The following is a 26,883-nucleotide window of genomic DNA, read 5'->3' as shown; positions in this document are numbered from 1 at the left end:
TCAGGTGTACGCCTTCCGACCGGTTCCCGCCCGGAGGTTGCCGGGAATACCGGGCCCGTGCCGGCTCTCCGCGAGTGCCAGCGCCGGGGCGGTGACGAGCAGGGCGATCGGGTAGAGCAGGTAGCCGAAGCGGGTGGAGGGCATCAGCAGGATCGCGGCGAGCAGCCCGTACCCGCAGATGAGCGCGGTGGCGGCGGCGGTCCGTGGCGGGCGGCGCAGCAGCCGGACGGCGATCGTCAGGCCGACCACGACGAGCAGGGCGGCGGCGACGGCACGGCCGGCGGGGACCGTCTCGGCGATCAGGTGACCGGGGAACGGGGACTGGGCGGGGCTGGTGACCAGGCCGTGGCCGAGCGGGAAGCGCAGCACGTTCTCGACCAGGGCGTCGGAGTCGACGAGCAGCACCGGCAGCAGCGCGAGGACGGGCAGGCCGAGGGCGCCCAGCGCGGTCCGGGACCCGGCCCGCCGGGTCGCGGCCCAGCAGATCAGCACGACCGCGACCGGCCAGGCGAAGAGTTTCAGCGCGCCGGCGGCGCCGACCGCGAGGCCGGCGCGGCCGGGCCGGCCGGCGGCGGCGAGGGCGAGGGCGAGCAGGCAGAGCGTGAGTACGGGGAGGTCGTCGCCGCCGGTGGCGAGCGTGAGCGCACCGACGGGCAGGACGGTGGCGGCCTGGACGGCGCGCAGCAGCGCGGCGGCGCGGCGGGGCGAGGCCGGGGCGGCGGTGGCGCGCAGCGTGGTGACCAGGGCGGCGAGGGCGAGCACGGTGGCCACGGCGAACCAGACGCGGGCGTCCGTCCACCAGGCGTCGACGGCGGCCCGGGGCAGCCCGAACAGGGCCATGCCCGGCTGGTACGGGGTGTAGCCGAGGAGTTGTTCGCCGGGTGGCAGGGCGGCGATCGCGTCGGGTCCGAGGTAGGGGGTGCCGTGTTCGGCGAGGCGGGCGCCGGCGTGTTCGACGACGATCACCTCCTCCTGGGCCCGGTCGGCGCGTCCGCCGGCCCGTTGGACGCTCTGCGTGACGATCGGCAGCAGTGCGGTGGTGGCCCAGGTGAACGCGGTGACCGTCCAGCGGGCGGGCAGCCCGGCGAGGGGGGCGCCGGGGGTGCGGTGCCGGGCGAGGATCTGGGTGGTCGCGGCGAGCGTGGCGAGGGCGTACCCGATGGTGGCGATCGCGCCCCACGCGCGGTGCGGTGGCAGCGTGGAGGTGGCCGCGGTGATCGCGGCGAAGGCGGTGGCGGTGGCGTAGAGGCCCAGGTCGAGGGCGAGGCCGCCGGCGGCCGTGTCGAGCGCCGCCCAGCGACGGGCGGCGGGGGTGGCCGGGTCGGTGTGGGCGGTCACGCGGGCCAGTCTCGCAGACCGGGTTGCGGCCCGGCCCGGTCGGTGCGGCTGGTCAGGGCTGGTGGGCGTCGGTGGCGGCGGGCGGCGCCGGGCGGGTGCGGGCGCCACCGGCGCGGCGGCCGGGCAGCCGGATGACGGCGCCGGCGTCGTGCAGCGGTGAGGCGAGCGCGCCGGGCTGGCCGCCGGCGCCGCGGTGCAGGGCGGCGAGCAGGGCACCGGCGGGCAGCGGCCGGGCGAACAGGTGGCCCTGCCCGGCCGCGCAGCCCAGTGCCCAGAGCGCGCGGCGTTGCGGCTCGCTCTCCACGCCCTCGGCGACCACGGTGAGGTCGAGGCTGCGGCCGAGGTCGAGGGTGGAGCGGATCACGGCGGCGGCCTCGGGTGCGGTTTCCATGGCGGTGACGAAACTGCGGTCGATCTTGAGTTCGTGGACCGGGATGCGGGAGAGCAGCGAGAGCGACGAGTAGCCGGTGCCGAAGTCGTCGAGGGCCAGCCGGACACCGGAGTCGCGGAGCCGGCTGAGCACCCGGTCGACCACGTCGAGTTGGCTGAGGGTGAGGGTCTCGGTGAGTTCCAGCACGAGCCGGTCCGGCGGGAGGTCGTGGGCGCGTAGCCGGGCCAGCACGGCACCGGGGAAGCGGGCGTCGAGGAGGCTGCGGGGTGACACGTTCACCGAGACGGGCAGGTCGAATCCGGCGTCGTGCCAGGAGCCGGCCGCGATCAGGGCCTGGTCGAGGATGGCCTCGGCGAACGCGGGGAGCAGCCCGGAGCGTTCGACCGCTTCGAGGAAGCGCAGTGGGTCGATCAGGCCGTGGGTGGGGTGGTGCCAGCGGGCCAGCGCCTCGGCGCCGATGACCTTGCCGCTGCCCAGGTCGACGATGGGCTGGAAGTTGACGGTGAACTCGTGGTCGGCGACGGCCCGGGGCAGTTCCCCGCCGAGGGTGAGCCGGTGCAGGTCGGCGGTGTCGCGGTTCGCCGCGTACGTGGCGACACGTTGGCCGGCGCGCTTGGCCTGGTACATCGCGACGTCGGCGCGGCGGAGGAGTTCGGTCATGCCGCCGGTGGCGGGGACGACGGCGATGCCTCCGCTGGCTTCCACGCTGATCCGCATGCCGTCCAGGTCGAGCGGGTCGTGCAGCGCGGCGAGCAGGGCCTCGGCGCGGTGCGCGGCGACCGCCGGGGCGGGCAGGCCGCGCAGGAGTACGGCGAACTCGTCGCCGCCGAGCCGGGCGACCAGGTCGTCGGGGCGGGCCGCGTCGCGCAGCCGCTCGGCGACCTGGATCAGCACCCGGTCGCCGGCGCCGTGCCCGAGCGTGTCGTTGACCTCCTTGAAGTGGTTGAGGTCGATCAGCACGAGGGCGGTGACGCCGTCGGCGTGCCGGGTGGTGAGCTGGGCGGTGCCCTCGTCCAGCAGGTGCCGGCGGTTGGACAGGCCGGTGAGGGCGTCGTGGGTGGCGGCGTAGGCGTTGTCGTCGGCGATCCGGGCGAGTTCGGCGTACGCCTGGGCGTTGCGGACCGCGGTGCAGAGGGCGGAGGCGAACGTGCGCAGGGTGTACTGCTCCCGTTCGGAGAGGTCGATCGGCCCGGCGAAGCGGAGTCGCAGCATGCCGATGTCCTCCGCGCGGTCGTGTCCCTCCAGCGACACCGGCACGATCCGGCCGTCGGTGTCGCTGGGCGGTGGCGTCGTCCCGTCGTATCCGACCCCGGCGGCGCCACCGCGGACGGTGCGCCCGCCCTCGCGCAGCTCGATCTCGACCTCGTCGGCGGAGAAGAGTTCGGCGGCCTCGGTGACGGCGGTGGTCAGCACCTGGTCGAGGTCGACCACGTTGAGCGCGTCGGTGGCGCGGGCGAGTCGTTGCCAGGCCTGCTGCTCGGTGCGGGTACGGATCCGTGTGGAGTAGGCCAGGTGCAGGCTGAGCACTAGGGGCGGCACGGCGAGCAGCAGTCGTGGGTCGGCGCGAAGGATGAACAGGGTACAGATGATGACCACGAACCGCACCACCACGCCGACGGCTCGGAGGTCCCAGTTGGACTGGAACTGTCGGCGGATGCGGTTGCCGGAGGCAATCGCAATCACGGGTATGGCCATCACCTCGTCCAGGAACGTGGCGACGAGGTACGCGATGCCGACGGGTCCGATCAGGGCGAGCACGCCGGGGAGGTGCCAGTGCCCTTCGAGCTGGGTCAGGGTGAGGCCGGCAGCCGCGGCGACCAGGGTGTTCTTCCCGGTACTGAAAACGGTCTTGATCGCCGAGAGCCGGAGCATCACGAAGGCCGCCGCGACGCCGGTCGCGGTGGAGAGGACGACCCACGGCGGCGGGGCGAGCGCGAGCCCGATCAGGATCGCAGTCTCACTCCAGGTGATGGAATGGGTGGTGGACCTGATCCGGACCTTCGCCGTCACCATCGTGCCGACCGCGACCAAAAAGGTGAGCGTGAGGATGGTGGCGATGTCGCTCACCGAGTCCGGAGGTTGCTCCGCCGTGAAGCCCAGCGAGATCGCGAATACCACGACGGCCAGAACGGCGATGAGGCCGACCAAGCTGCTCAGCCGTCGGTCGGCCTCATGACCATGTCGTTGGACAGGAGTGTCCATGCCTCTCCCGCGGTAGACCCGTGCTGCACGAACGGTAGCGCAGATGGGGTACGGCCAGGGAGGCTCGATCTCGTTGTCACATCCACTCGTTGCCGCGCATTGCACTCTCCCCAGCTCGAGCGCCCTGACCGAAGTCCGAGCGGTTTGCTCACGGATTCGCGGATCGCCCGGGTCGGGGATCGCGTGACTGGAGGGAGCCTAAGGGGGGAACTCACCGAATTGCATCATTTAATGTCGTAATATGCAATATTAGTGAAGGCTGGATCGTATTGTGACGTTCCGTCCAGGTCGCCTGAGCGGAGCGCGTCGAGGTCGTCCGAGGTCTACCTGCGGACCCATTGTGGACAGCATGCGGATAGCGGTTCCTCGGTGGAATGGTTCCATCTGTTGTCAGGTCGGTCGAGAACGATATGTGTGCGACTTTGGGTGGTTGCGGGATCACCTCGTGTAGAGGGCGGCGCTGTTCTCTGTGTTCGGTAGGCTTCGCTTGGTGATCACCCAAATCTCACAGTCCCTGGGGGTGAGCCGGGTGGAGATCAGGGTCCTCGGAGGCATCAAGGCACTTGTCAGCGGTCTCGAATTGCCCCTTGGTACACCAAAGCAGAAGATTCTGCTCGCCATGTTGGGGGTGGCCGCCAATCGACTCGTGACTGTCGAGGAGATGGTGGACGAGCTGTGGCCCGACGCCCCACCCCGGTCGGCCATCCCCAACGTTCGTACCTACGCCGCCAACCTCCGACGAGCATTCGCGGAGGTCGGCGGCGCGACGATCGTTCGACAACAGGGCGGTTACCTGCTCTCCGTCCTCCCCGAGGCCGTTGACCTGATCCGGTCACAGCAACGATTCGCGCAGGGGCGCGCCCTGGCACGCGCGAATCGGTGTTCGTCTGCGATCGCGGTGCTTGCCGATGCCCTCGACGAGTGGCCGGGGCCCCTCCTTGCCGGACTCTCGCTGGGGCGCACGCTGGCAGCCCGCCGGGAAGCGGTCGAGCGGGACTGTGAAGATGCGCTGATCCTCCTGGCCGAGCTTTATCTGCAGACCGGACAGTCGGAGCGGGCGGTCGTGGCGCTCCGGCCGCATGCCGTTCGCGACCCCACACGGGAACGCCTTCAGATGCTCCTGATGCGGGCACTGCTGGCGAACGAGGATCCCGCCGGAGCGATTGCCATCTACCGGTCCGCCCGTGCGGCCCTCGACGAAGAGATGGGCGTCCAGCCCGGGCCGAGGCTGGACCAACTCCACCAGGTGGCGATCGAGACCAGGTCGACAATGCTGAGCGCCGGCCGCCCGACGCCACCGAGCACGGCCGACAAAACTCGTACGGTCAACTGGTTGCCGCGACCGACCACCGACTTCGTGGGAAGAGAAGGCGTGGTGCGGAGGTTGCTCGGAAGCATTTCCGCGCGATCGGGCCCAGCGGCGGTCGTCCAGGTGATCGATGGGATGGCGGGCTGCGGCAAGACAACCCTCGCGGTCCGGCTGGCGGAGATGTTGCGGGCGGACCATCCGGACGGCCAGTTGTTCATCGATCTTCGAGGACATGGGGAGGCTGATCCGCTTGAGCCGGCCGCGGCGTTGGCGACCCTGCTGCGGCAACTCGGTGTGCCGTCCGGACGCGTGCCGATCGACGTCGAGGAGCGGGCCGCGCTCTGGCGCCGTGAACTAGCGCAACGGCGGGTCGTGCTCGTACTGGACAACGCGGCGAGAAGTGACCAGGTGATTCCGTTGCTCCCCGGCGGAGCGGGGACGGTGGTGCTGGTGACCGCCCGGTCGAGGCTGCTCGCCAGCGAACTCGGGGTGCCGGAGTCGCTGGATGTGTTGTCCCGGGTAGATGCGGTGCGTCTGCTGGCATCCACGGCGGGCGCGCAGCGTGTCGGAGAGGAGCCCGAAGCGGCTGCGGAGGTCGTTCGGAGGTGTGGGCATCTTCCCCTCGCCATCCGGCTAGCAGGCGCCCGGCTTGCGCACCGCACCAGTTGGCGGGTGGCGGATCTGGCGTCCCGGCTGGCCGGTGAACGCGGCAGGATCGATCAGTTGGCGGTGGGTGACCGAACGTTGGCCGGGGCATTCGCCACCTCCTACGAGCCGCTCGACGACCGGAGTCGCCGGGCCTTCCGCATGCTTGCCCTGCATCCAGGTGACGACTTCAGCTCACCGACTGCTGCGGCGTTGGTCGATCTTCCGTTGACCGACACCGTGCGGATCCTCGACGATCTGGTCGATCGTCATCTGTTGGAGGACAGAGCCAACGACCGTTACCGGCTTCACGACCTCGTCCGGGAGTACGCTGCCGAACTGTCGAGGGCTGTCGACGAAGCGCATGTCCCGCTTGAGGCCATGGATCGACTTCTCGAACTGTGTCTCCACGCCGCGCTGTCCGTGGCGGTCGGGCTGGAGGCGCGTCTGGACTTGAAGACGTTGGTCGCCGAGCGACCGCGCCGGCCCGACCTGCTGACGGCGATCGAGCCGGACGTCGAGTGGCTGGAACGCGAACGGTCCACTCTCACCGCGATGGTGGCTTATGCGACCCGGGCCGAACGAGATCGGTATGCCTGGCGGCTCGCCCGGGCGCTGTGGCGCTTTTTCTACATCAGGACATACTTCGATGACATATTGTCGACTCATCGGCACGGCCTGGTGGCCGCACGGCGTATCGGTGACCTGGAGGCAGTTGCCCAGATGCAGAATTATCTCGCGTCCGCCCATGTCAGAACCGGAAACTATCCCGCAGCGACCAAGTTGGTGGAATCGGCCGTCGGGCTTGATCAGCGGATGGGCAATGTGCGGAGAGCGGCTCGCTTCCGGGCGAATCTCGGGGTCATCTACTGGTTGACCGGCCGGCTTGAATCGGCCGTGACGCTCGGCGCTCAGTTGCGGCGAGAAGAATTGCCTAACGGTTATGTACCGGCTGACCTGGTACTGCCGAACTACGGCATCGCGCTGGCGGCGGTCGGCAGATATGCTGAAGCGCTCGGTCTCCACCGGCTGCACCTTTTCTTGGCGAGGATCAAGGCTGATCAGTTCCAGATCCTCAACGCTCTCGGGCACGTCGGAATGGTGCGGGCGAGAATGGGTGATCATGGGCCAGCCATTCGGATAATGGAAGCTTCGCTCCGCCTCCGGGATCGCACCGGCCATCGCTACGGGGAACCGGAACTGCGAGTCGAGCTCGGGAGAGCCCTACGCGAACTGCGCCAGTTCGACGCGGCCCGGCACCAGCACGAAACGGCACTGCGGCTGGCGCTCGACAACGGCGAGCGCCACGCGCAATGTGCGGCATTGAACGAACTTGGTACGACAGCCGAAGCGCAGGGAGACCCGGCGGAAGCGAGCCGGTTGCACGACCAGGCTCTCAAGCTGGCCACCCGCATCGCCCATCCACAGGAACAGGGTCGCGCGCTGGCTCGTCTCGGTGACCTGGTGACGGGGAATGACCCGGACGAGGCACGCCGCCTGAGACGGAGGGCACTGGCGATCTTCGAACGGACGGGCGGTCCGGAACAGCAACTCGTTCGCACCCTGCTCCAGGGATGAGTGGCCGGCGACTGTTTATCGATTTCTTATCGCGGCGCCCGCTAGCGTCCCATCGTCGGCCAACGGGGAGGGTCCGCCGCACGGGCGGACCCGGCCGCAGAGACCCCCACCGTCGAGCCTCCCCAGCGACTTGACGGTGGGAAGGTGTGGGAGGGACGTCGTGCAGATCATCGGCACCGGCGCGGCGTCCCTCCCCACCGACGGCACGGGCCGCGCGCCGTCGTACCCGGCGGATAGGGTCGGGCGGTGACCGAACCCGCGCAGCTCACCCACGTCGATCAGGCCGGCGCCGCCCGGATGGTCGACGTCTCCGCCAAGCCGGTCTCCGGCCGGCTCGCGGTCGCCGCCGGCCGGCTCCGCACCACCGCCGAGGTGATGGAGCTGCTGCGCCGCGACGGCCTGCCCAAGGGCGACGCGCTCGCGGTCGGGCGGCTCGCCGGCATCATGGGCGCCAAGCGCACGCCCGACCTGATCCCGCTCTGCCACCCGATCGCCGTGCACGGCGTCACCGTCGACCTGCACCTCACCGACGACACCGTCGAGATCACCGCCACCGCCCGGACGGCCGACCGCACCGGCGTGGAGATGGAGGCGCTCACCGCGGTGGCCGTCGCCGGGCTCGCCCTGGTCGACATGGTGAAGGCCGTCGACCCGGCCGCCTCCGTGGACGCCGTGCGGGTGCTCCGCAAGGAAGGCGGCAAGACCGGCGAGTGGGTGCGGCCGGAGGACCGGCCGTGATCCGGGCCCGGGTGATCGTGGCCTCCAACCGGGCCGCCGCCGGGGTCTACGCGGACACCAGCGGTCCGCTGCTCGTCGCCGGCCTGTCGGAGCTGGGCTGCACGGTCGACCCGCCGGTGGTGGTGCCCGACGGCGACCCGGTCGGCGAGGCCCTGCGCGCCGCCCGCGACGAGGGCGTCGACGTGGTGCTGACAAGCGGTGGCACCGGCATCACGCCGACCGACCGCACCCCCGAGGTGACCGGCGCGCTGCTCGACTACGAGATTCCGGGCATCGCCGAGGCGATCCGGGCGCACAGCCGCGACGCGGTGCCCACCGCCGCGCTGTCCCGGGGCCGGGCCGGGGTCACCGGCCGGATGCTCGTGGTCAACCTGCCCGGCTCGCGCGGCGGGGCGCGGGACGGGCTGGCCGTGCTCGGGCCGATCCTGCGGCACGCGGTCGACCAACTCCGCGGCGGCGACCACTGAGCCCGCGGGCCGGGTGCGCCGGCGCTAGGCTCGCCGGATGAGCACGGAAACCGAAGCCGCCGCGGTCGACGTGGGCACGCCCCCGCCGGCCGGGTGGGAGGAGGCCCGCTCCCGGGTGTACGCGGTGGGCCTTTCCGCCGCGCTCCCCGCGGTCGCCCGGCCGCTTGCCGACACCGACGGGCACACCCTGGCCGAGCCGCTGACCACGCGCACCGACCTGCCGGCGTTCCCCACGTCGAGCGTGGACGGCTGGGCGGTGCGCGGGGCAGGGCCGTGGCAGGTGGTCGGCCGGGTGCTCGCCGGGCACACCGCGCCCCCGCTGGCGGCGGACGGCACCACCGTGGAGATCGCCACCGGCGCGATGGTTCCCACCGGCACCACCGGGATCCTGCGGATCGAGGAGTCGACCCGGGCGGCGGACGGCCGGGTGGCCGGCACGCCCCGGCCGCAGCCGGAGTGGCGTGAGCCGGGCGAGGAGGCCCGCCTCGGCGAGGAGTTGCTGCCCGCCGGCACGCCCGTGGACCCGGCGGTGATCGGCCTGGCCGCCTCCTGCGGGCACGACACGCTGCGGGTCCGCCGCGCTCCGCGCGCCGCGCTGCTGGTCTTCGGCGACGAGTTGCTCACCTCGGGTCCGCCGGGGGCCGGTCGGGTGCGCGACGCGCTCGGCCCCTCGGTGCCCGCCTGGCTGCGCCGCTACGGCTGTCAGGTACGCGGCGGCGACGTGGTCGGGCCCGTCGCCGACACGCTGCCCGCGCACGTCGCGGCGCTGCGTGGCGCGCTCGCCAACGCCGACCTGGTCTGCACCACCGGCGGCACCATGCACGGGCCGGTCGATCACCTGCACCCGGCGCTGGAGGCGTTGGGCGCCGACTACGTGGTCAACACCGTCGCGGTGCGCCCCGGCTTCCCGATGCTGCTCGCCCGGATGGCCGACGCCGACGGCCGGGTGCGCTTCGTGGCCGGTCTGCCGGGTAATCCACAGTCCGCGGTGGTGGCCCTGGTCTCGCTCGTCGCTCCCCTGCTCGCCGGTCTCACCGGCCGCGCGATGCCGGTGTTGCCGCAGGTCACCCTGGCCGAGCCGGTCGCCGGGCGGGGTGAGCAGACGCACCTCGCCCTGGTCCGCTGGGACCGGGTCGCCGGCACCGCGCACCCGGTGCGGCACGTCGGTTCGGCGATGCTGCGCGGGCTGGCCGGCGCGGACGGCTTCGCGGTGATCCGCCCCGGCACCAGCGGTGCGGCAGGTGACCGGGTGCCGCTCGTACCCCTGCCGCTGACCTCCGGGGAGCGCCCGTGACGACCGAGACGCGCGTGGTGCTGGGTGCGGTCACCGACCGGCCGCTCGACCTGGCCGCGCACGAGGCGGCGGTCGCCGACCGCCGGGCCGGCGCGGTGGTCTCCTTCCAGGGCGTGGTCCGCGACCACGACCACGGGCGGGCGGTCACCCGGCTCGAATACGAGGGCCACCCCACCGCCGAGGCGGTGCTGCGCGAGGTGGCCGCCGAGATCGCCAACGATCCCGCGGTGCACGCGGTGGCGGTGTCGCACCGGATCGGCCCGCTGGAGATCGGTGACGTGGCGCTTGTCGCGGCGGTCAGCACCGCGCACCGGGCGGCGGCGTTCGCGGCGTGCGCCCGGCTGGTCGACGAGGTCAAGGCACGACTGCCGATCTGGAAGCGGCAGGTCTTCGACGACGGCACCGAGGAGTGGGTGAACTGCCCCTGAGCCGGGCTGGTCAGTGCCGGGCGGTGAGCTGGGTGGTGCGGCCCAGCCGGTCGGGGTAGAACGCCGGCTCCGCGCCGGGCCGCCAGGGCAACGCCGCGACCAGCACGATCAGCGCGATCGCCAGGGAGTTCTCCATCAGCGCGCCGAACAGGCCGTCCTGGTAGTGGGACACCTCGGGGAGTTGGTGCTCGTACGGCCAGATCGGCGAGATCAGGAAGAGCAGATAGAGCCCGACCGCGCCGACCGCGTGCCGGAGACCGGTGAGCGTCGGATACCAGATCGGCGGGCGCAGCGTGGGTACGCCGTTGGCCGAGGGTAGCCCGCTGCCGCGCAGGGGCAGGCCGCGGCTGGCGTCGCGTCGGCGTACCGCGGCGTCGGCCAGCACGATGATCGCCGGGATGACCCAGACCAGGTGGTGCGACCAGGAGATCGGGCTGATCACATTGCCGGTGAGCCCGACAAGCGTGAACGCGGTCAGCTCGTCACCGTCGGTCCGGGCGCTGACCGCCCGGGACAGGCCCAGCGCCAGCAGCAGCACCGAGAAGGCGAGCCAGAGCAGCCCGGGCGTCTCGATCGAGTCGTAGAGCCGCGCCAACAGGCCGGCGAGGGACTGGTTGGCGGTCATGTCGGCGGCACCGACCCGCTCGGTCTGCCACAGCACGCTGGTGAAGTAGGTGCGGGACTCCTCGCCGATCGCGCCGAACGTCGCGAGGGTCACCCCGATCGTGGTGGCGACCGCGATCCACGCGGCCCGCCACTGCCGGGTGAGCATCAGATAGCCCACGAACAGCGCCGGGGTGAGCTTGACGGCGGTGGCGAGCCCGATGCCGACCCCGGCCCAGGCGCCGCTGTAGACGAAGCGGGCCATCGGCGTCTCGGCGCTCTCGTGATGGGTGCCCCGCTTGGCCCGCCAGCGCAGGCCCACCAGATCCGCCATGATCAGCGCGAAGAGCAGCAGGTTGACCTGGCCGTAGCCGAGCGTCTCCCGGGACGGCTCGATGGCCACGGCGAGCGGGGTGGCGATGCCGACGGTGAACCAGAGCGACCAGCCGAGCCGGTCCACGATCGGGCGCAGCAACGCCGCCAGCACGACCGCGAGCGCGCCGATGCTCGCCAGCGCGTTGACCGAGCCGGCGAGGTCCACCGGGAGCCAGGACATCGGCAGCATGACCAGGGCGGCGAAGGGTGGGTAGGTGAACCCGAGCGTCGTCGAGGGGGCGACGAAGTCGTACAGCTCGTTGCCGCCCGCCCACCACAGCACCGCGCCGTGATAGATCTTCATGTCGAAGAAGTTGTACGGCCGGCCGAAGGCGCCGATGGCGATCCACGCCGCGTACGAGACCGCGGCCACGACGCCGATGCGTACGGCGATCCGCTGGTCGACCCCGAGGACGACGCGGGGGGTCGGGGTGAGGCGGTTGGTCCGTCTACCGACTGTCGTCGGCATGGCGTGGCCACCCCCGTACCAAGGTCGTCGTGCCCGTCCAGGTCCAGAACGGAGCCTAGAACGGCGCCTCACGATGCTGCCTCCCGCGTTACATGACCGTGTCCGATCCCACACGTGTTTGCGACATTTCCACCGCGTTAACGGGTGTCGGACGGTTCAGGTGATTGGTGGCCTTGCGGGGGGTGGGTGTCGTGCGGGTGGACGTCAGCCGGGCATCCGGCGGGCGGTCGCCGCGGAGCGTACGGCGATTCTCGCCTCCCGGCGGGCGGTGCGGACCGCGCGCTTGACCGACCGGCGCGAGTGGTGGATCCGGTGGCCGGCGCGCCAGCGCAGCCCCGGCTTGCCCTCGGTGTCCGCGGCGGCGAGGAGGAGACCACCGAACAGGCCGAGGTTCTTGAGGAAATGGATCTGGTTGTTGTTGCGGGCGGCGGGGTCGTCGTTGTTCCAGAAGGGATGACCCGCGGCCGTCGTGGGCAGCAGCGTGCCGGCGAGGACGAGCGCGGCCGGGCGGCTGAACCGGCCGGTGGCCAGCATCAACCCGCCCACCAACTGGGTGGCCGCGTTGGCCCGGATCAGCGTCTCGGTGTCGGTCGGGATGCGCGGATGCAGATTCTGGATCAGCGGGGTGACCTTGTCGGTGACCGGCTTCGCGGCGGGCACCAGCCGTTCCGGGTTGCGCAGGTTGCGGGCGCCGCTGACCACGAAGATGCCGCTCAACATGACTCGGGCGAGGGAGCGCACGGGCTTCATGCTTCAGTCTTACCCCGTCCGAGGCCCGGTCACCCCTGCAACACACGAAAGGTATCGACGTCCGTCCGGTATCGATTTCAGCGACCGTCGCGGATGGACCGGTCGCGTTCGGTAAGGTCGCGCGGGTGACGACGCTGCGACTGCGCCCCGAGGAGCCGGCGGACGAAGCGCCGGTGGCCCGGGTGCTCGCCGCCGCGTTCGCCCGCCCCGACGTGTCCACCCCGCCGGAGGTCGGCCTGGTCGAGGAGCTGCGGCACAGCGCCGCGTGGATCCCGGAGCTGGCCATGGTCGCCGAGTACGGCGGCGAGGTGGTGGGCTTCGCGCTGCTCACCCGGGTGCGGGTACGCACCGACGGCGGCTCCTGGCCGGCGCTGGCACTCGGGCCGGTGGCGGTGGCCCGGCACCGGCAGCGCGTCGGGCACGGCACGGCGGTGGTGCAGGCGGCGCTTGATGCCGCCACCGAGCTGGGCGAGCGGCTGGTGGTGGTGCTGGGCGACCCGGCGTACTACCGGCGGTTCGGCTTCGGCCCGGCGGACCGGTTGGGCCTGAGCAGCCCCTGGTCCGGGCTGGGGGAGCCGTGGCAGGCGCTGGTGCTGCCGCCGTCCACCGCCGAGGAGCCATTGCCCCCCGGCCGGCGAGGTGGTCTTCCCGCCGCCCTGGTCGCGGGTCTGAACCTCATCCGATCAGGCGGGCTGGGTGCGCAGGTAGCGGCCGAAGTGCGGGACGGTGAACGCCACCGTCCCCCGCTCGCCGGAATAGATCAGACCCTTCTTGATCAGCGCGTCCCGGGCCGGGGAGAGACTGGCCGGCTTGCGGCCGAGCGCGCGGGCGATCTCCGCGGTGGGCACCGCGGCGTCCATGTCGTCCCGTGCGCTCTCCTCGCCGTCGACCAGCGCCAACGTGGCCATGGCCCGCATGTATTCACGTTCGGCCGGGGTGGCCCGCTCGAACCGGGAGCCGAAGAAACCCACCGCCAGCTCCGCCTCCGCCTCCGGCGCGGCGACCCGGACGTCCGCCGCCGTGATCGGCGAGCGGGGCGCATGATCCCAGGTCGCCTTCCCGTACGCCTGGACGAAGTACGGGTAGCCGCCGGACTTCTCATAGAGCAGGTCGAGGGCCTTCTGCTCGTACTCGACCTCCTCCCGCTCGGCCGGCGCGCAGAGCGCCTGGTCGGCGGCGATCCGGTCCAGCCGGTCGATGCGCTGGTAGCGGTAGAGCCGTTCGGAGTACGACTTGGCGGCGCTGAGCACGGCCGGCAGGTGCGGCAGGCCGGCGCCCACCACGATGAGCGGCGCGCCGAGCTGGGACAGCTCGTGGCAGGCGGCGCAGAGCGCGGAGACGTCCTCGGCGCCGACGTCCTGCATCTCGTCGATGAAGATGGCGATGCCGGTGCCCACGTCGGTGGCGACCGCCGCCGCGTCGCTGAGCAGCTCCACCAGGTCGATCTCGATGTCGCCGGAGTCGGCCCGGCCGCTGGCGGCCGGCACGTCGATGCCCGGCTGCCACCTGTCGCGCAGCCTCGGTGCCGCGCCGCCCCGCCCGGCCGGCGTGGAGCGCTGCGCGAACGCCTTGAGCACACCCAGGAAGGCGTCGATCCGGTCCGGCGCGCGGTGCCGAGGAGCCAGCTCCCGGACCGCCATGTGCAGCGCGGCGGCGATCGGCCGGCGCAGCGACTGGTCCGGCCGGGCCTCGATCTTGCCGGTGCCCCAGAGGTGGTTGATCGCCTCCGAGCGCAGCGTGTTGAGCAGCACCGTCTTGCCCACCCCGCGCAGCCCGGTGAGCATCAGGCTGCGTTCCGGGCGGCCCCGGGCGATGCGCTCCAGGACCACGTCGAACACGTCCAGCTCGCGCCCCCGCCCGGCGAGTTCGGGCGGGCGCTGGCCGGCGCCCGGGGCGTACGGGTTGCGGACGGGATCCACGCATCGCACCGTATCGGGTTGTCTAGCGGACAGGCTAGACGTGCGTAGAGGTAGCTACCGCGTGTCGGCCTCGACCCAGAACTAGGGCTGTCTAGCGTGGATGCTAGACAGCCCTAGTTTTGCCTACCGGCCCGGTCGCCGCTTGCGCGCTGCCCTCAGCGGCGTTTCAGGCACAGCACGAAGTCGAGCGTGTCCAACTCGCTGTCGAAGAAGTACCAGTCGGTGTAGCCGGTCACCTTGCCGCACTTCGCCTCGGCGTCCTTCTTGCCGCTCGTCGCGCCGTCCACGCGGCGCAGCACCTCGTAGGTCTTCGGGGCACAGTCGGTGATCACCAGCTTCGGCTGGCCACTGCCGCCCTCGTTGGCCACGCACTGACCCGCCTTGACGAAGCGCGGGTCGGTCGACGAGGCCGGGGCCGCGGACGAGGGCGTCGCATCCGCCGCGTCGCTCGGCGTCACCGCCGCCGTGGGATCCGCCGCGTTCGGATCCGCCGCCGGCGCGGTGGCCGCCGTCGTCCCGGACGCCGGGCTCTCCTCGTCCCGGCCGAGCAGCCAGTATGCTCCGGCGCCGCCCAGCAGCACCGCCAGCACGATCACCACCACCAGCAGCAGGCCCTTACCCCGCCGCCGCGGCGGCTCGTCGTACGGCTGCTGCCCGCCTGCGTACGGCGGTTGCTCGAGGTACGGGGGTTGCCCCCCGGCGTACGGGGGCTGTCCGGCGTACGGGGGCTGTCCGGCGTACCCGGGATCGGCCGGGTATCCCTGGTGGGGAGCGGCGGACGGTGGCGGGCCGGCGGGCCACCCCGGCGCCGGCTCGTAACGCTGGACCGGCGGCCCGTACTGCGAAGGCGGGCCGCCGTACGGCTCGCGGCTGAACTGCTCGGTGGGCGGCGCGTACTGCTGGCCGCCGGGCACCGGGCCGTAAGGGGAATCGGGCGCATACTCGTCGCCGGGGCGTCGTCCACCCCACGGCTCGGATGCGCCGCTGCCCGGTGGTCCGAAGTTCGACATGAACGCCTCCTGCGTACGCCAATGCTGAGAGGCCGGCCACCGAGGGGCAACGCCGACGCCTTGGCCACCGTAGCGTGGTCCACTGATGAGCTCACGCCCCGCAAGTGCGACGGACGCCACCGACACCTCGAAGTCGCCGGCCCCGGTCGCTCTGATCTGGACCGCCCTGGCCCTGGTCTACCTGCTCTGGGGCTCGACCTACCTGGGCATTCGGATCGCGGTCGAGTCGTTGCCGCCGCTCACCTCCGCCGCGATGCGGTTCGCCGCCGCGGCCGGTGTGCTCGCGCTTGTGCTTCGGCTGCGGCACGGGCCGGGAGCCCTCCGCGTGCCGGTGCGTCGGGTCGGCGCCGCCGCGCTCGTCGGCGTGCTGCTGCTGGCCGGGGGCAACGGCCTGGTGGTGCTCGCCGAGTCGGGCCCGCCCGGGAGCGCGGTGCCCTCGGGCGTCGCCGCGCTGCTGGTGGCCACCGTGCCACTGCTGGTGGTGGTGCTCCGTACGGCCGGCGGCGACCGGCCCCGCCCGTGGACCTTCGTCGGCGTGGCGCTCGGCTTCGCCGGCCTCGTCCTGCTGGTGCTGCCCCGGGACGGCGTGGACGGGGTGCCGTTGGCCGGTGCGCTGACCGTGGTGGTAGCGGCGACGAGCTGGTCGATCGGCTCGTACCTGTCCGGGCGGATCCGGATGCCCGCCGACCCGTTCGTGGCGACGGTCTACGAGATGGTGGCCGGCGCGGTGGGACTCGCGGCGTTCGCGGCCCTCCGCGGCGAGCTGCGCGACTTCGCCCCCGCCGAGGTGACCGGGCGGTCCTGGGCGGCGCTGGCCTACCTGATGGTGGCCGGTTCGCTCGTCGCCTTCACCGCGTACGTCTGGTTGCTCGCCCACGCGCCGATCTCCCTGGTCTCCACGTATGCGTATGTGAACCCGGTGGTCGCGGTGGCGCTCGGCGCGTTGTTCGTCGCCGAGCCGGTCACCGCGCAGGTGTTGCTCGGCGGCGCGGTGATCGTGGCCGGCGTGGCCGTGGTGGTCAGTATGGAGCGTCCGCGCCGGACCGCGCCGGCAGCCGTAAGCGGGACGGTCGTGTCGCCGGACGGGCGGTAGCGTCCCGCCCGTGTCCGTGGCGTCGGTGGCTCCGGTGGCGGGGGCGGTGCTGCTCGGCGCGCTGGCCGGTCTGGTCGCGGTGCCGTTCGGCCGCCACGTCGTCGGCGTTCCTCCGGACGAGGGGCCGGTCGGTGGCGTTGGTTCCGGTGGCACCGTTCCGGGCGACGGCAACCGGGGAAGGGCTCCGCGACGGGCCGGCGACCGGGCCGGCGCGTCGACGCGGGCGTACGCCTCGCCGCGCCGGGGCAGCGTGACGGTGACCGGAGCCGTGGTGTTCGGCGGGCTGGCCGTCACGCACGGCGCCGAACCCGCGCTGCCGGTGCTCCTGCTGGTCGCGGCGGCGGGCCTGGTGCTCGCGGTGACCGACCTGATCGCGCTGCGCCTGCCCGATCCGCTTGTCGGCGCGGTGGCGCTCGGCGGACTCGGCCTGGTCGGGACGGCTACGGTGACCGGCGAGCCGGGCCGTGCGGCCACCGCCCTGGCCGGTGCCGGCCTGTCCCTGTGCGGATACGTGCTGCTCGCGCTGCTGCCGCGCGCCCGACTCGGCTTCGGCGACGTAAAGCTCGCCGCCGCCCTCGGGTTCCCGCTGGGCTGGCTCGGCTGGCCGACACTCCGACTGGGCCTGCTTCTCCCGCACGTGCTCGCCGGGACGGCGGTGCTCGCGCTGCTCGCCGCCGGCCGGGTACGCCGGGACACCCCGCTGCCGTTCGGCCCGGCGATTCTCGCGGGCGCCTGGCTCGCCGCCGTGCTCACCTGAGCATGCGGTTGTTAATAGGGGCCCCCTCCTATACCGGAGGCGTTAACCGGGGGCCCCTCCTTTCACATCAGGCGGAGTTGGTGGCTGTTGGGGCGGCGAGGCTCGGCGGCGCCGAGCCGGTTGAACAGACCCGCGTCGATCACGTCGAGGAACGGCGTCGGACGGGTCTGACGTTCCGAGCCGTGCCGGGTGCGGCGGGCGGTGTGGCTGACGTAGAGCCGGTCCTGCGCCCGGGTCAGCCCGACGAAGAAGAGCCGGCGCTCCTCGGCCACCGCGTCCTCGTCCGGCTCGAAGCCGGGCCAGCGCAGCGGCAGCAGGCCGTCCTCGGCACCGACCAGGAACACCACCGGGAACTCCAGGCCCTTGGCCGCGTGCAGCGTGAGCAGCGTGACCGCCTCGGCGCGCGGGTCGAGCGCGTCCACCTCCGCGCCGGTCGCGAGCTGGTTGAGAAACAGTTCGAGGTCATCGTCGCAGCGCCGGGCCAGCGGGCTGAGCAGGTCCACGGCCGTGCGGACGTCCTCGGGGCGTACCGCGCCGGAGCCGTCGAGCGTCGGCACGGCGAAGCGCTCGGCCACCACCCGACCGGCTTCGCGTACCCGGGCGGCGAGCGGTCCGTCGAGGCCGGCGTGGCGCAGCTCGCGGGCGATGGCGGCCACACCCGGACGGTCGCGCAGCCGGTCGTGCGAGCGTTTCTGCACCGGGATGTTCGCCCGGGCCAGCGCGTCCACGATCGGTGCGGCCTGCGAGTCGGTGCGGTAGAGCACGGCGATGTCGGAGAAGGACAGCGAGGTGGCGCGCCCGTCGATCCGGCCCGTGTCCAGGGACCGGTGGGACAGGCCGCCGACCAGCTCGTCGACGGTACGCACCACGAAGTCGGCCTCGTCGGACACCGAGGTCGCCGCGTACCGGCCGACCAGCGGGGCCTCCGGGTCGAGCCGGGCCGGGTCGAGGCGGCGGCCCCGGACCAGCGACGACGGCGCGATGGCCTGCACGGCGGCGGCCAGGATCGGCGCGGAGGAGCGGTAGTTGCGGTTCAGCCGGACCAGCCGGGCGTCGGTGAAGTCCTGCGAGAAGCGCAGGAAGTAGCCGACGTCGGCGCCCCGGAACGAGTAGATCGCCTGGTCCGGGTCGCCGATCGCGCACAGGTTGCCGTCGGCCGGGCTGAGCAGGCGCAGCAGGTCGTACTGGACCGCGTCGACGTCCTGGTACTCATCGACGAAGATCCACTTCCACCGCTCGCGGTATTCCCGCACCAGCTTCCGGTCACCGTTGAGCAGCGCCACCGGCAGGGTGAGCAGCTCGTCCAGGTCGACCAGGTCCTTCTTGCGCAGCAGCGCCACATACCGCTGGTCGTCGTCGCCGGCCTCCGCGCGGGCCGCCGCCCGGTCGGCGTCGTCGGCGATCCGGAAGTCCGCCGGCAGCCCGGCCGCCGCGGCGTTCTCCCGCAGCATGGTCAGACCGAGCGAGTGGAACGTGCCCACCGTGACGTCCTCGGCGACCGGCCCGAGCAGCCCGTCCAGGCGGTGCCGCAACTCCTCGGCCGCCCGCCGGGTGAACGTGATCGCCAGGCACTGGTCCGGGAAGACGTTCAGCTCCGCGCACAGGTAGGCGATCCGGTGCGTGAGCGTCCGGGTCTTGCCGGTGCCCGGACCGGCCACGATGAGCAGCGGACCACCGGGCGCGGACGCGGCCACCCGCTGCATCGCGTCCAGCCGGTCGAGCAGGCCGGTGCCGACCTCCTCCATGCCGGCCAGCATCGGCTCGAACGGCTCGTGCGGTGAGGGCGGCGGCGCGATCGGAGGCGTGGGCGGCGGCGTCCGCTTCGGCTCCGGCCGGGCCGCCGGCGGGCGCTTGGCCTTCGGCTTCGGCGCCGGCTCCGCGGGCCGCCGCTGCGCGGGCACGGGTACGTCGAACAGCGCGTCCTGCGCACCCCCGCCCCCGGGGGCGCCCAGTTCCGCCGGATCGAAGAGCGTGATCACCCCGTACTCGCCGTCGTAACCCGGCACCCGACGCACCTCGCCGCGACGCAGCCGGCCGATGCCCTCCGCGAGCAGCTCGCCACCGACCCGCCCGATCTCCTCAACCGGGGTACGGGTGAGGATCTCCAGCTCCGAGCCGAGCGCCGCGACCAGTTCGTTGAGCTTGCCCTCGACCTTCTTCGACCGTGCACCCACCCGGTTGAGCTCACCCAGGATCTCGGCCAGCGGCACCAGGTGGGCCACCTCGGGGGCGTGCGGCGGCCGGTGCCCCGCCGGCCGGTCGGCCAACTCCTCGACCCGGCTGAGCACGCCCACGGTCAGCGGTTTGCCGCACTCCGGGCAGCGCCCGCCCGCCTGCCGGGTCCGCTCCGGCGACCAGTTCACCCCGCAGAGCCGGTGCCCGTCGGCGTGGTACTTGCCCTCCTCCGGGAAGAACTCCACGGTGCCGGCCAGCCCGTCGCCGGTGCGCAGCGCCTCGCGGATCGCGAAGTAGTCGCGGTTCGCGGTGAGTACCGTCGCCTCCCGGGCCAGTGCCGGCGGCGAGTGGGCGTCCGAGTTGGACACCAACCGGTACCGGTCCAGGCTGCCCACCCGCCAGTTCATCTCCGGATCGGAGGAGAGCCCGGTCTCCACGGCGAAGATGTGGTCGGCCAGGTCGGCGTAGCAGTCGGCGATCGCGTCGAAGCCCGACTTCGAGCCGAGCGCGGAGAACCAGGGCGTCCAGATGTGCGCCGGCACCAGGAAGCCGTCCGGGCTGGCCTCCAGGGTGATCTCCAGCAGGTCGCGGGAGTCCAACCCGAGGATCGGCCGGCCGTCCGACCCGAGGTTGCCGATCCGGCCCAGCGCGGCGTTGAACCGACCCACCGCGTCCAGATCGGGCAGGTAGATCAGGTGGTGCACCTTCCGGGTCCGGTCGTCCCGCTTGTAGATGGTGGAGATCTCCACGCTCAGCATGAACCGGACCGGGTCCGCCTCGGCCGCACTGGCCAGCCGGGGTGGCAAGCGGCGGGCGATGTCCCGTTCCGCCTCCGGCGCGAGCCGGTAGAGGCCGGGCTCGGCCGGGTGCAGCGTCTCGCGCAGGTGGTCGTACCAGGCGGGGTGGGTGAAGTCGCCGGTGCCGAGCACCCCGATGCCCTTGCGCCGGGCCCACCAGCCGAGGTTCGGCAGGGTCAGATCGCGGCTGCACGCGCGGGAGTATTTCGAGTGGATGTGCAGATCCGCGACGTAGGGCGGAAGGCCACCGGGGGGTGCGGCGCTGAACGGAGGCACGCCGCATCCTGTCATGCCCGGTCGCCTACCCGCCCGCCGCCACGCATAAGCGTGACCTGAGCAATGCGGTGCGGGGCACGGCGACCCGGGCGGGCTACGGGACTCGCTGCTCGCGCTACGGGGCGCGCAGCTCGACCAGGGTCACCTGCGGCGGAGCACCGACCCGCACCGGCGGACCCCAGAAACCCGCTCCGTTGGTCACGTAGACCTTGGTGCCGTCCACCTCGCCCAGACCGGAGACCACCGGCTGCTGGAGCTTCACCGCCAGGTTGAACGGCACCATCTGACCGCCGTGGGTGTGCCCGGAGAGCTGGAGGTCGACGCCGAACGTCGCCGCCTCGTGCGCGGCCACCGGCTGGTGTGCCAACAGCACCACCGGGCGGCTCGGGTCGCGGTCGCCGAGCGCGGCGGCGTAGTCGGCCGGCGCGGCCAACCCGGTGCCGGCGGCGGTCACGTCGTTCACGCCGGCCAGGTCCAGCACCCCGCCCCGGGCCCGGATCTCCTGCCGCTCGTTCTGCAGCACCCGCAGGCCGAGCCGGTCCACCTCGCGGACCCACTCCTCCACTCCGGAGTAGTACTCGTGGTTTCCGGTCACGAAGAAGCTGCCGTATCGGGAGCGCAGGTCGCGCAGCGGCGCGGCGGCCCCGCCCAGCTCGGCCACCGTGCCGTCGACCAGGTCACCGACCACGGCCACCAGATCGGCGTCCAGGCGGTTGATCATGGCGACGATGCGCTCGGTGTGCGCCCGGCCACGCAGCGGCCCGAGGTGGATGTCGGAGACGGTCGCGATCCGTAGCCCGTCCATGCTCCGGGGCAGCTTGGCCAGCGGGATCCGGACCCGGTCCAGCCGGGGCGGCCCCAGCGCGGTCCGCACGCCGTACCCGGTGACGCCGGCGGCCGTGAGCCCGGCGAAGATCGCCGCACCGCGCGCGAGCAGCAGCCGGCGGGAAGGGTCGTGACCCGCCGCCACGCCGGCCGGCGGCGCGTGGTCGATGTCGTCGACGGACCGCGCGCCGCGGGCGTCCGGGGTCGGCGGCCGGTCGCCGGTGGACCGCGCGCCACCGGCATCCGCGGCGGGCTGCCCGTCAGCCGCGTCGCCGGTCGAGGCGGGCGCGGCGGGGTTGCCGGTGCCCACCAGCGCCGGCTCGGGTTTCGGACCCGCGGCGGTGACCGACCGGGCGCGCCGGCGCATGACCAGCCGCACCACCGCGGTCGGCACCTCCAGCACCAGCAGCAGCACCAGCAGGTAGAACATCAGAGCCAGCCAGAGATAGCCCGGCCAGGCCAGCCAGGACCAGCCGTTGCGCGTGCCGGCCAGCGTCGCCGGCACCAGCAGGGCGAGCAGAAGCGCCGCCACCGCCCCGACCCGGCGCCACCGGCCCGGACGGGTGGTGTCCCGGACCAGCCGCTTCCACAGGTAGAAGTGGATCAGACCGATGACGAGCACGACGAAACCCACGAATGTCGCCATCGCCAGCACGTCGGCCTCCCTCAGCCGCCCGCGAAGGGTGGCAGCACGTCCACCGTCACCCCGGCCGGCAACGACGCCCGACGATCATGACAGGCCACGCCGTCGACCAGGAAACTCGCCGCCCCGAGCACCACCGCCAGGCGCTCGCCGTGCCGGCTGGCCAGGTCGTCGAGAAGCTCGTCGAGCGACCGGCCCGCGGGCGCGCTCTCCTCGGCGCGGCCCGCGGCGGCGCGTGCGCCGGCGAAATAGCGGACGGTCAGCTCCACCGTCACCCTCCGATCGCCGACATCGGCCGGACGGGTTGGAGGAACGTCGGGTCGTCGATGCCGTGTCCGGCCCGCTTGCCCCACATCGCGGCGCGCCAGCGGCGGGCCATCTCCTCGTCGTCGGCACCGGCGCGCAGCGCGGCCCGCAGATCGGACTCGTCGGTGGCGAAGAGGCAGTTGCGCACCTGGCCGTCGGCGGTGAGCCGGGTGCGGTCGCAGTCGCCGCAGAACGGCCGGGTCACGCTGGCGATCACCCCGACCCGGGCCGGCCCGCCGTCCACCAGCCAGGTCTCGGCCGGCGCGGCGCCCCGCTCGGCCGGATCGGGACGCAACTCGAACTCGGCGCACAGGGCGGCCAGGATCTCGTCGGCGGTGACCATGGACGACCGGTCCCAGCCGTGCTGGGCGTCCAGCGGCATCTGCTCGATGAACCGGAGCTGGTAGTCGTGCGCCAGGGCGAACCGGAGCAGCTCCGGCGCCTCGTCGTCGTTGACGCCGCGCATCAGCACGGTGTTGATCTTTACCGGGGTGAGCCCGGCGGCTGCCGCGCCGGTCAACCCGGCGAGCACGTCGTCATGCCGGTCGCGCCGGGTCAACGTGGCGAAGCGGGCCCGGTCCAGCGTGTCCAGCGAGACGTTCACCCGGTCCAGCCCGGCCGCGCGCAGCGCCGGCGCGAGCCGGGCCAGGCCGATGCCGTTCGTGGTCAGCGAGATGCGTGGCCGGGGTGACATCCCGGCGACGGCCGCCACGATGCCGGGCAGGCCGGGCCGGATCAGCGGCTCGCCGCCGGTGAAACGCACCTCGGTGATGCCGAGCCGGCGCACCGCGACACCGACCAGCCGGACGATCTCCTCGTCGGTCAGCAGTTGCGGACCGGCCAACCAGGGCAGGCCCTCGGCCGGCATGCAGTAGGTGCAGCGCAGGTTGCACTTGTCGGTCAGCGAGACCCGCAGGTCCCGGGCGACGCGGCCGTACCGGTCGGCGAGGACCCCGTCGGCCGTCGTCCGGGGGGCGGTCATCCCCCGACCGTAGCGCGTCGGACGCCCCCCAGCGCCGCGCGGGCGGCGGAAACCACCGCGTCCGCGTACGCCGGTCCGAAGAGCGCGGTGTGCACCAGCAGCAGATGTAGTTGGTGCAGCGGCACCCGCTCGCGCCAACCGGCGGCCAACGGCCAGGTCTCCCGGTAGGCGGCCAGGATCCGATCCAGCAGCGGCGCGCCACCGAAGAGCGCGAGCTGCGCCAGGTCGGTCTCGCGGTGGCCGCCGTGCGCGGCCGGATCGACCAGCCAGGCCCGGCCGTCAGCCCCCCAGAGCAGGTTGCCGGGCCAGAGGTCGCCGTGCACCCGGGCCGGCGGCTCGTCGCCGCCGCACTCGCCGATCCGGTCGACGACCTGCTCGACCAGCGCTTTCGCCTCCCCGGAGAGCGCGCCACGGTCGACCGACATGCGCAGGTAGGGCAGGAGCCGACGCCGGGCGAACCAGTCCGGCCACGGCCCCGGCTCGACGGTGTTGTCCTGTGGCAGCGCGCCGATGAACCCGGTCCACTCGGCGCCGAACGCGGGCGCGCCGGCCCGGTGCAGCCCGGCCAGCCCGCGGCCGAACTCCTCCGCCGCCTCCGGGCTCGGCTCGCCCGGCTCCACCCAGTCGAGCGCCAGCAGCTCCGGCAACGCGACAAGCACCTCCGGCACCGGAACCGCATCGGCCTCGCGCAGCCAACGCAGGCCGGCGGCCTCGGCGGCGAAGAAGCCGTCGGGCACCGGCTGCGTCGCCCGATCCGGCCACTTCTTGGCGAAGACGGAGTGCCCGTCGTCCAGGGTGAGCCGGGAAGCGGTGCAGATGTCGCCGCCGGAGACCGGGGTCTCCCGGATCCGCTGGTGGGTCAGGAAGGTCGGCAGGTGCTCCGGATGTGCCCGCAGGTATGCCAGGTCCATGAGCGCAAGGTAGCGGGTGGCTGGGACATCCCGCGGGTGTTGCCGTGCCGCGACGGTGGCCGATCGGCCCCCACCTGGGTCGATACGCTCCGTATCTGTGGACGGACCGCATGTCGTCCACAGGGTCGGACGCGGCCCCCGTCGACGACGCACGCTGCCGGCATGAACTCCACCGAGCGCCCCCGCCTGTCCGTCCGCTCGCCGGCCGACCTCGTCGCCGCCGTGCCCTACCTGCTGGGCTTCCATCCCACCGACAGCGTCGTCGTGGTCGCGATGCGGGGCCGGCGCGTGGTCTTCGCCGCCCGGGGCGACCTGCCCGAACCGGGCACCCACCCCGGTCCGGCGGCCCGGCACCTGGCGCTCGTGGTGACGCGCCAGGAGGCCGACGTCGCGACGGTCATCGGCTACGGCCCGGCCACCCGGGTCACCAGCGCCGTGGACGCGGTCGGCGAGGCGCTGGACGAGGCGGGCCTGATCGTCCTCGACGTCCTCCGGGTCACCGACGGTCGGTGGTGGTCCTACCTCTGCGACGAGCCCGCCTGCTGTCCGGCCGAGGGCACCCCCTACGACCCGGCCGCCAGCCAGGTCAGCGCGGCAGCCGTCTTCGCCGGCCAGGTCGCGCTGCCCGACCGCGCCGCGCTGGCCGCACAGGTGTCGCCGTACGCCGGCCCGGTCCGACTCGTCATGCGCCGAGCCACCGCACGGGCCCGCCGTCGACTCGCCGCGCTCGTCGGTGAGCCGCTCGACGGTGCCTCGCCTGGTGGTGCTCCGCCCGGTGGTGCTTCGGGCGGCGGTGATCGGAGTGGGACGGCCAGGGCGGTGCGCTCGGCCGGGACGGCGGCGGTGCGGTCCGCGTTCCGGCGGCAGCGGCGCGGCGAACGGCTCGACGACGACGAAGTGGCCTGGCTGACCGTTCTCCTCACCGACCTCGCGGTACGCGATCACGCATGGTCCCGCACCGACGGCCGGGACGCCGACATCAGCCTCTGGACGGATGTGCTGCGCCGGGCCGAGCCGGATCTGACCGCGGCGCCCGGCACCCTGCTCGCGTTCGCCGCGTGGCGATCCGGGCACGGCGCACTGGCCGCGGTCGCCCTGGAACGTGTCCTCGCCGAGCACCCCGACTACCCGCTCGCGGTGTTCCTCGACGACACGCTCCGCCGCGGGGTGTCCCCGTCCGAGTTGGCCGGCTGGCCCGGCACCGCCGGCACATCAGTGCTCCGCCGCCGACGGCGTCGCCCCCCGCGTCGCTGAGCGGACCGTCTCCCGGGTTGCTGAGCGGCCTTCCCTCACGTCGCTGGCCCGGCGTCGGGTCAAGCTGCCACGCGCTGGGCCCCGGCGTAGACGTTCATGGTCGGACCCCGCAGGAAGCCGACAAGCGTCATGCCGGCTTCCTCGGCCAGTTCGGTGGCGAGTGTGCTGGGCGCGGAGACCGCCGCGAGCAGCGGCACGCCGGCCATCCACGCCTTCTGGGTGAGCTCGAAGCTGGCCCGTCCGGACACCAGCAGCACGTGCCCCGCCAGCGGCAGCCGGTCCGCCCGGACCGCCCACCCGACCACCTTGTCCACGGCGTTGTGCCGACCTACGTCCTCGCGCAGCACCAGCAGTTCGCCGTCGGCGTCGAAGAGCCCGGCGGCGTGTAGACCACCGGTGCGGTCGAAGGCGCGCTGTGCTGCGCGTAGACGGTCGGGCAGGCCGGCCAGCAGTTCGGCGGTGACCTCCAGGGGATCGTCCCGGACGGCGAACCGTGAGCGGGTGCGCACCGACTCGATGCTTGCCTTGCCGCACACCCCGCACGAACTGGTGGTGTAGAAGTTGCGCGCCGGATCGATGGCCGGCTCCGGTACGCCGGGGGAGAGCACCACGTCGACCACGTTGTAGGTGTTGGGCGTGTCCGCCCCGGCGCAGAGCTGCGCGGTGTGCACGTCCTCGGCGGACCGGATCAGCCCTTCGGTGAGCAGGAAGCCGACCGCCAGGTCCAGGTCGTCGCCGGGGGTACGCATGGTCACGGCGAGCGGTCGGCGGCGGCCGGGGCCGGGCGGTCCGACCCGGATCTCCAGCGGCTCCTCCACCGACAGGGTGTCCTGCCGGCGGACCCGGGGCCGGCGGTCACCCGTGGCCCCGAGGTCGATCCGCAGCACGCTACGCCGGTCTGTCGCCCGTCCCATGCGGCCATCCTCTCCCGCACGTCACCCCGCCCGCACGTTCACCCTGCTGCCCCGCCGCACTTCCGCTCCCGTTTCGCCCGCCACCTTCCGCCTTCCGCTTCCGCTTTCTGAACTCCGTTTCGCGAAACGAGGGACGAGTGGAACGCGGAGGGTGTGAAAAGCGGCCGGAGAGACCCATGGCGTTCCACTCGTCGGCCTGATCGGCGACCGGGAGACCACTCCATCGCCGAAGCCCCAAGAACCTGCCGCTTTCGACCGTCGGTCCTGCCTCAGCCAACGACGATCCACACCATCTCGGCGAAGTGGCGCTATCCGGCAGTCCTGGATACCGCCACTTCGCCGAGATGGAGTCGATCAAGCTACTGGGCGCCGTCACTCCGGCAGTACGGAGTCGATCAAGCTCGTGGGTGCGGCCACTCCGGCGGAGGAGAGTT

At 72.9% G+C, this 26,883-nt stretch carries 20 protein-coding genes and 1 pseudogene; 9 read left to right on the top strand and 12 right to left on the bottom strand.

All coding sequences use genetic code 11. The features are described 5' to 3' along the window. Positions 1-1,338 carry a glycosyltransferase 87 family protein gene (locus O7619_RS03555; protein ID WP_282285648.1) on the bottom strand — a complete coding sequence of 446 codons (1,338 nt, stop codon included), beginning with the start codon at positions 1,336-1,338 and terminating at the stop codon, positions 1-3. Between the two features lie 52 nt (positions 1,339-1,390). After that, the gene (locus tag O7619_RS03550) at positions 1,391-3,931 is read right to left on the bottom strand and encodes a bifunctional diguanylate cyclase/phosphodiesterase (protein WP_282285647.1); all 2,541 of its coding nucleotides are present in this window, start codon (positions 3,929-3,931) and stop codon (positions 1,391-1,393) included. A 490-nt stretch (positions 3,932-4,421) separates the two neighbouring features. Here O7619_RS03550 and O7619_RS03545 point away from each other — a divergent pair, with 490 nt between their 5' ends. The 5 genes from O7619_RS03545 to O7619_RS03525 all read left to right on the top strand — a co-directional run bounded on the left by O7619_RS03545 (position 4,422) and on the right by O7619_RS03525 (position 10,390). Next, a complete protein-coding gene (locus tag O7619_RS03545) occupies positions 4,422-7,463 on the top strand; it encodes a BTAD domain-containing putative transcriptional regulator (protein WP_282285646.1) in 3,042 nt (1,013 codons plus the stop codon). 246 nt (positions 7,464-7,709) lie between these two features. Then, positions 7,710-8,201, top strand: a complete 492-nt coding sequence (gene moaC / locus O7619_RS03540; protein ID WP_282285645.1) for a cyclic pyranopterin monophosphate synthase MoaC — start codon at positions 7,710-7,712, stop codon at positions 8,199-8,201. Further along, complete coding sequence (locus tag O7619_RS03535) at positions 8,198-8,668, top strand: MogA/MoaB family molybdenum cofactor biosynthesis protein (protein WP_282285644.1); 471 nt, start codon at positions 8,198-8,200, stop codon at positions 8,666-8,668. Before moaC ends, O7619_RS03535 begins: the two co-directional genes overlap by 4 nt. 37 nt (positions 8,669-8,705) lie before the next feature. Continuing rightward, the gene (locus O7619_RS03530; protein ID WP_282285643.1) at positions 8,706-9,962 is read left to right on the top strand and encodes a molybdopterin molybdotransferase MoeA; all 1,257 of its coding nucleotides are present in this window, start codon (positions 8,706-8,708) and stop codon (positions 9,960-9,962) included. Continuing rightward, the gene (locus O7619_RS03525) at positions 9,959-10,390 is read left to right on the top strand and encodes a molybdenum cofactor biosynthesis protein MoaE (RefSeq protein ID WP_282285642.1); all 432 of its coding nucleotides are present in this window, start codon (positions 9,959-9,961) and stop codon (positions 10,388-10,390) included. Before O7619_RS03530 ends, O7619_RS03525 begins: the two co-directional genes overlap by 4 nt. Positions 10,391-10,400: 10 nt before the next feature. Here the strand turns inward: O7619_RS03525 and O7619_RS03520 are convergent, their stop codons facing one another. Both O7619_RS03520 and O7619_RS03515 read right to left on the bottom strand, forming a co-directional pair. Further along, a complete protein-coding gene (locus O7619_RS03520) occupies positions 10,401-11,837 on the bottom strand; it encodes a glycosyltransferase 87 family protein (RefSeq protein ID WP_282285641.1) in 1,437 nt (478 codons plus the stop codon). Positions 11,838-12,041: 204 nt separating this feature from the next. Further along, positions 12,042-12,587: a DoxX family protein gene (locus O7619_RS03515; RefSeq protein WP_282285640.1), complete on the bottom strand. Its 546-nt coding sequence runs from the start codon at positions 12,585-12,587 to the stop codon at positions 12,042-12,044. A gap of 125 nt (positions 12,588-12,712) precedes the next feature. Here O7619_RS03515 and O7619_RS03510 point away from each other — a divergent pair. Then, positions 12,713-13,259, top strand: a pseudogene (locus O7619_RS03510) (N-acetyltransferase). A gap of 11 nt (positions 13,260-13,270) precedes the next feature. On the opposite strand, the gene O7619_RS03505 reads toward O7619_RS03510, so the two are convergent. Next, positions 13,271-14,506 carry an ATP-binding protein gene (locus O7619_RS03505; RefSeq protein ID WP_282285639.1) on the bottom strand — a complete coding sequence of 412 codons (1,236 nt, stop codon included), beginning with the start codon at positions 14,504-14,506 and terminating at the stop codon, positions 13,271-13,273. 155 nt (positions 14,507-14,661) lie between these two features. Beyond that, entirely contained in the window at positions 14,662-15,516 is an 855-nt protein-coding gene (locus O7619_RS03500) for a flagellar basal body protein FliL (protein WP_282285638.1), read from the bottom strand. A gap of 85 nt (positions 15,517-15,601) precedes the next feature. On the opposite strand from O7619_RS03500, the gene O7619_RS03495 reads away from it, so the two are divergent. Together O7619_RS03495 and O7619_RS03490 are read left to right on the top strand one after the other, a co-directional pair. Further along, entirely contained in the window at positions 15,602-16,609 is a 1,008-nt protein-coding gene (locus tag O7619_RS03495) for an EamA family transporter (protein ID WP_282285637.1), read from the top strand. Positions 16,610-16,619: 10 nt separating this feature from the next. After that, positions 16,620-17,366 (top strand): A24 family peptidase, encoded by a 747-nt coding sequence (locus O7619_RS03490; RefSeq protein ID WP_282285636.1) that lies wholly within the window; start codon positions 16,620-16,622, stop codon positions 17,364-17,366. A gap of 62 nt (positions 17,367-17,428) precedes the next feature. On the opposite strand, the gene O7619_RS03485 is transcribed toward O7619_RS03490, so the two are convergent. The 5 genes from O7619_RS03485 to O7619_RS03465 all read right to left on the bottom strand — a co-directional run bounded on the left by O7619_RS03485 (position 17,429) and on the right by O7619_RS03465 (position 24,281). Next, positions 17,429-20,614 carry a UvrD-helicase domain-containing protein gene (locus O7619_RS03485; protein ID WP_282285635.1) on the bottom strand — a complete coding sequence of 1,062 codons (3,186 nt, stop codon included), beginning with the start codon at positions 20,612-20,614 and terminating at the stop codon, positions 17,429-17,431. A 115-nt stretch (positions 20,615-20,729) separates the two neighbouring features. Continuing rightward, positions 20,730-22,094 carry a metallophosphoesterase gene (locus O7619_RS03480; protein ID WP_282285634.1) on the bottom strand — a complete coding sequence of 455 codons (1,365 nt, stop codon included), beginning with the start codon at positions 22,092-22,094 and terminating at the stop codon, positions 20,730-20,732. A gap of 11 nt (positions 22,095-22,105) precedes the next feature. Further along, entirely contained in the window at positions 22,106-22,351 is a 246-nt protein-coding gene (locus O7619_RS03475) for a MoaD/ThiS family protein (RefSeq protein WP_282285633.1), read from the bottom strand. A gap of 2 nt (positions 22,352-22,353) precedes the next feature. Next, entirely contained in the window at positions 22,354-23,370 is a 1,017-nt protein-coding gene (gene moaA / locus O7619_RS03470) for a GTP 3',8-cyclase MoaA (protein WP_282285632.1), read from the bottom strand. Further along, positions 23,367-24,281 (bottom strand): fructosamine kinase family protein, encoded by a 915-nt coding sequence (locus tag O7619_RS03465; protein WP_282285631.1) that lies wholly within the window; start codon positions 24,279-24,281, stop codon positions 23,367-23,369. The genes moaA and O7619_RS03465 overlap by 4 nt, the downstream gene beginning before the upstream one ends. A 162-nt stretch (positions 24,282-24,443) precedes the next feature. Between O7619_RS03465 and O7619_RS03460 the strand changes: the two genes are divergently transcribed. After that, entirely contained in the window at positions 24,444-25,535 is a 1,092-nt protein-coding gene (locus tag O7619_RS03460; RefSeq protein ID WP_282285630.1) for a DUF4192 domain-containing protein, read from the top strand. Positions 25,536-25,594: 59 nt separating this feature from the next. Here O7619_RS03460 and fdhD read toward each other — a convergent pair whose 3' ends face one another. Beyond that, a complete protein-coding gene (fdhD, locus tag O7619_RS03455) occupies positions 25,595-26,449 on the bottom strand; it encodes a formate dehydrogenase accessory sulfurtransferase FdhD (RefSeq protein ID WP_282285629.1) in 855 nt (284 codons plus the stop codon). Between the last annotated feature and the right edge of the window lie 434 nt (positions 26,450-26,883).

Origin of the sequence: Micromonospora sp. WMMD998, from assembly GCF_029581235.1 — a bacterium.
Taxonomy (GTDB): domain Bacteria; phylum Actinomycetota; class Actinomycetes; order Mycobacteriales; family Micromonosporaceae; genus Micromonospora.
This window is presented reverse-complemented; position numbering and strand designations above follow the sequence as displayed.

What these genes read in the sequence shown, in the direction of transcription:
- O7619_RS03550 (WP_282285647.1), bottom strand. Translation starts at nt 3,931, where the DNA reads ATGGACACTCCTGTCCAACGACATGGTCATGAGGCCGACCGACGGCTG.
- O7619_RS03530 (WP_282285643.1), top strand. Translation starts at nt 8,706, where the DNA reads ATGAGCACGGAAACCGAAGCCGCCGCGGTCGACGTGGGCACGCCCCCG.
- O7619_RS03520 (WP_282285641.1), bottom strand. Translation starts at nt 11,837, where the DNA reads ATGCCGACGACAGTCGGTAGACGGACCAACCGCCTCACCCCGACCCCC.
- O7619_RS03515 (WP_282285640.1), bottom strand. Translation starts at nt 12,587, where the DNA reads ATGAAGCCCGTGCGCTCCCTCGCCCGAGTCATGTTGAGCGGCATCTTC.
- O7619_RS03500 (WP_282285638.1), bottom strand. Translation starts at nt 15,516, where the DNA reads ATGTCGAACTTCGGACCACCGGGCAGCGGCGCATCCGAGCCGTGGGGT.
- O7619_RS03495 (WP_282285637.1), top strand. Translation starts at nt 15,602, where the DNA reads ATGAGCTCACGCCCCGCAAGTGCGACGGACGCCACCGACACCTCGAAG.
- moaA (WP_282285632.1), bottom strand. Translation starts at nt 23,370, where the DNA reads ATGACCGCCCCCCGGACGACGGCCGACGGGGTCCTCGCCGACCGGTAC.
- O7619_RS03465 (WP_282285631.1), bottom strand. Translation starts at nt 24,281, where the DNA reads ATGGACCTGGCATACCTGCGGGCACATCCGGAGCACCTGCCGACCTTC.
- O7619_RS03460 (WP_282285630.1), top strand. Translation starts at nt 24,444, where the DNA reads ATGAACTCCACCGAGCGCCCCCGCCTGTCCGTCCGCTCGCCGGCCGAC.
- fdhD (WP_282285629.1), bottom strand. Translation starts at nt 26,449, where the DNA reads ATGGGACGGGCGACAGACCGGCGTAGCGTGCTGCGGATCGACCTCGGG.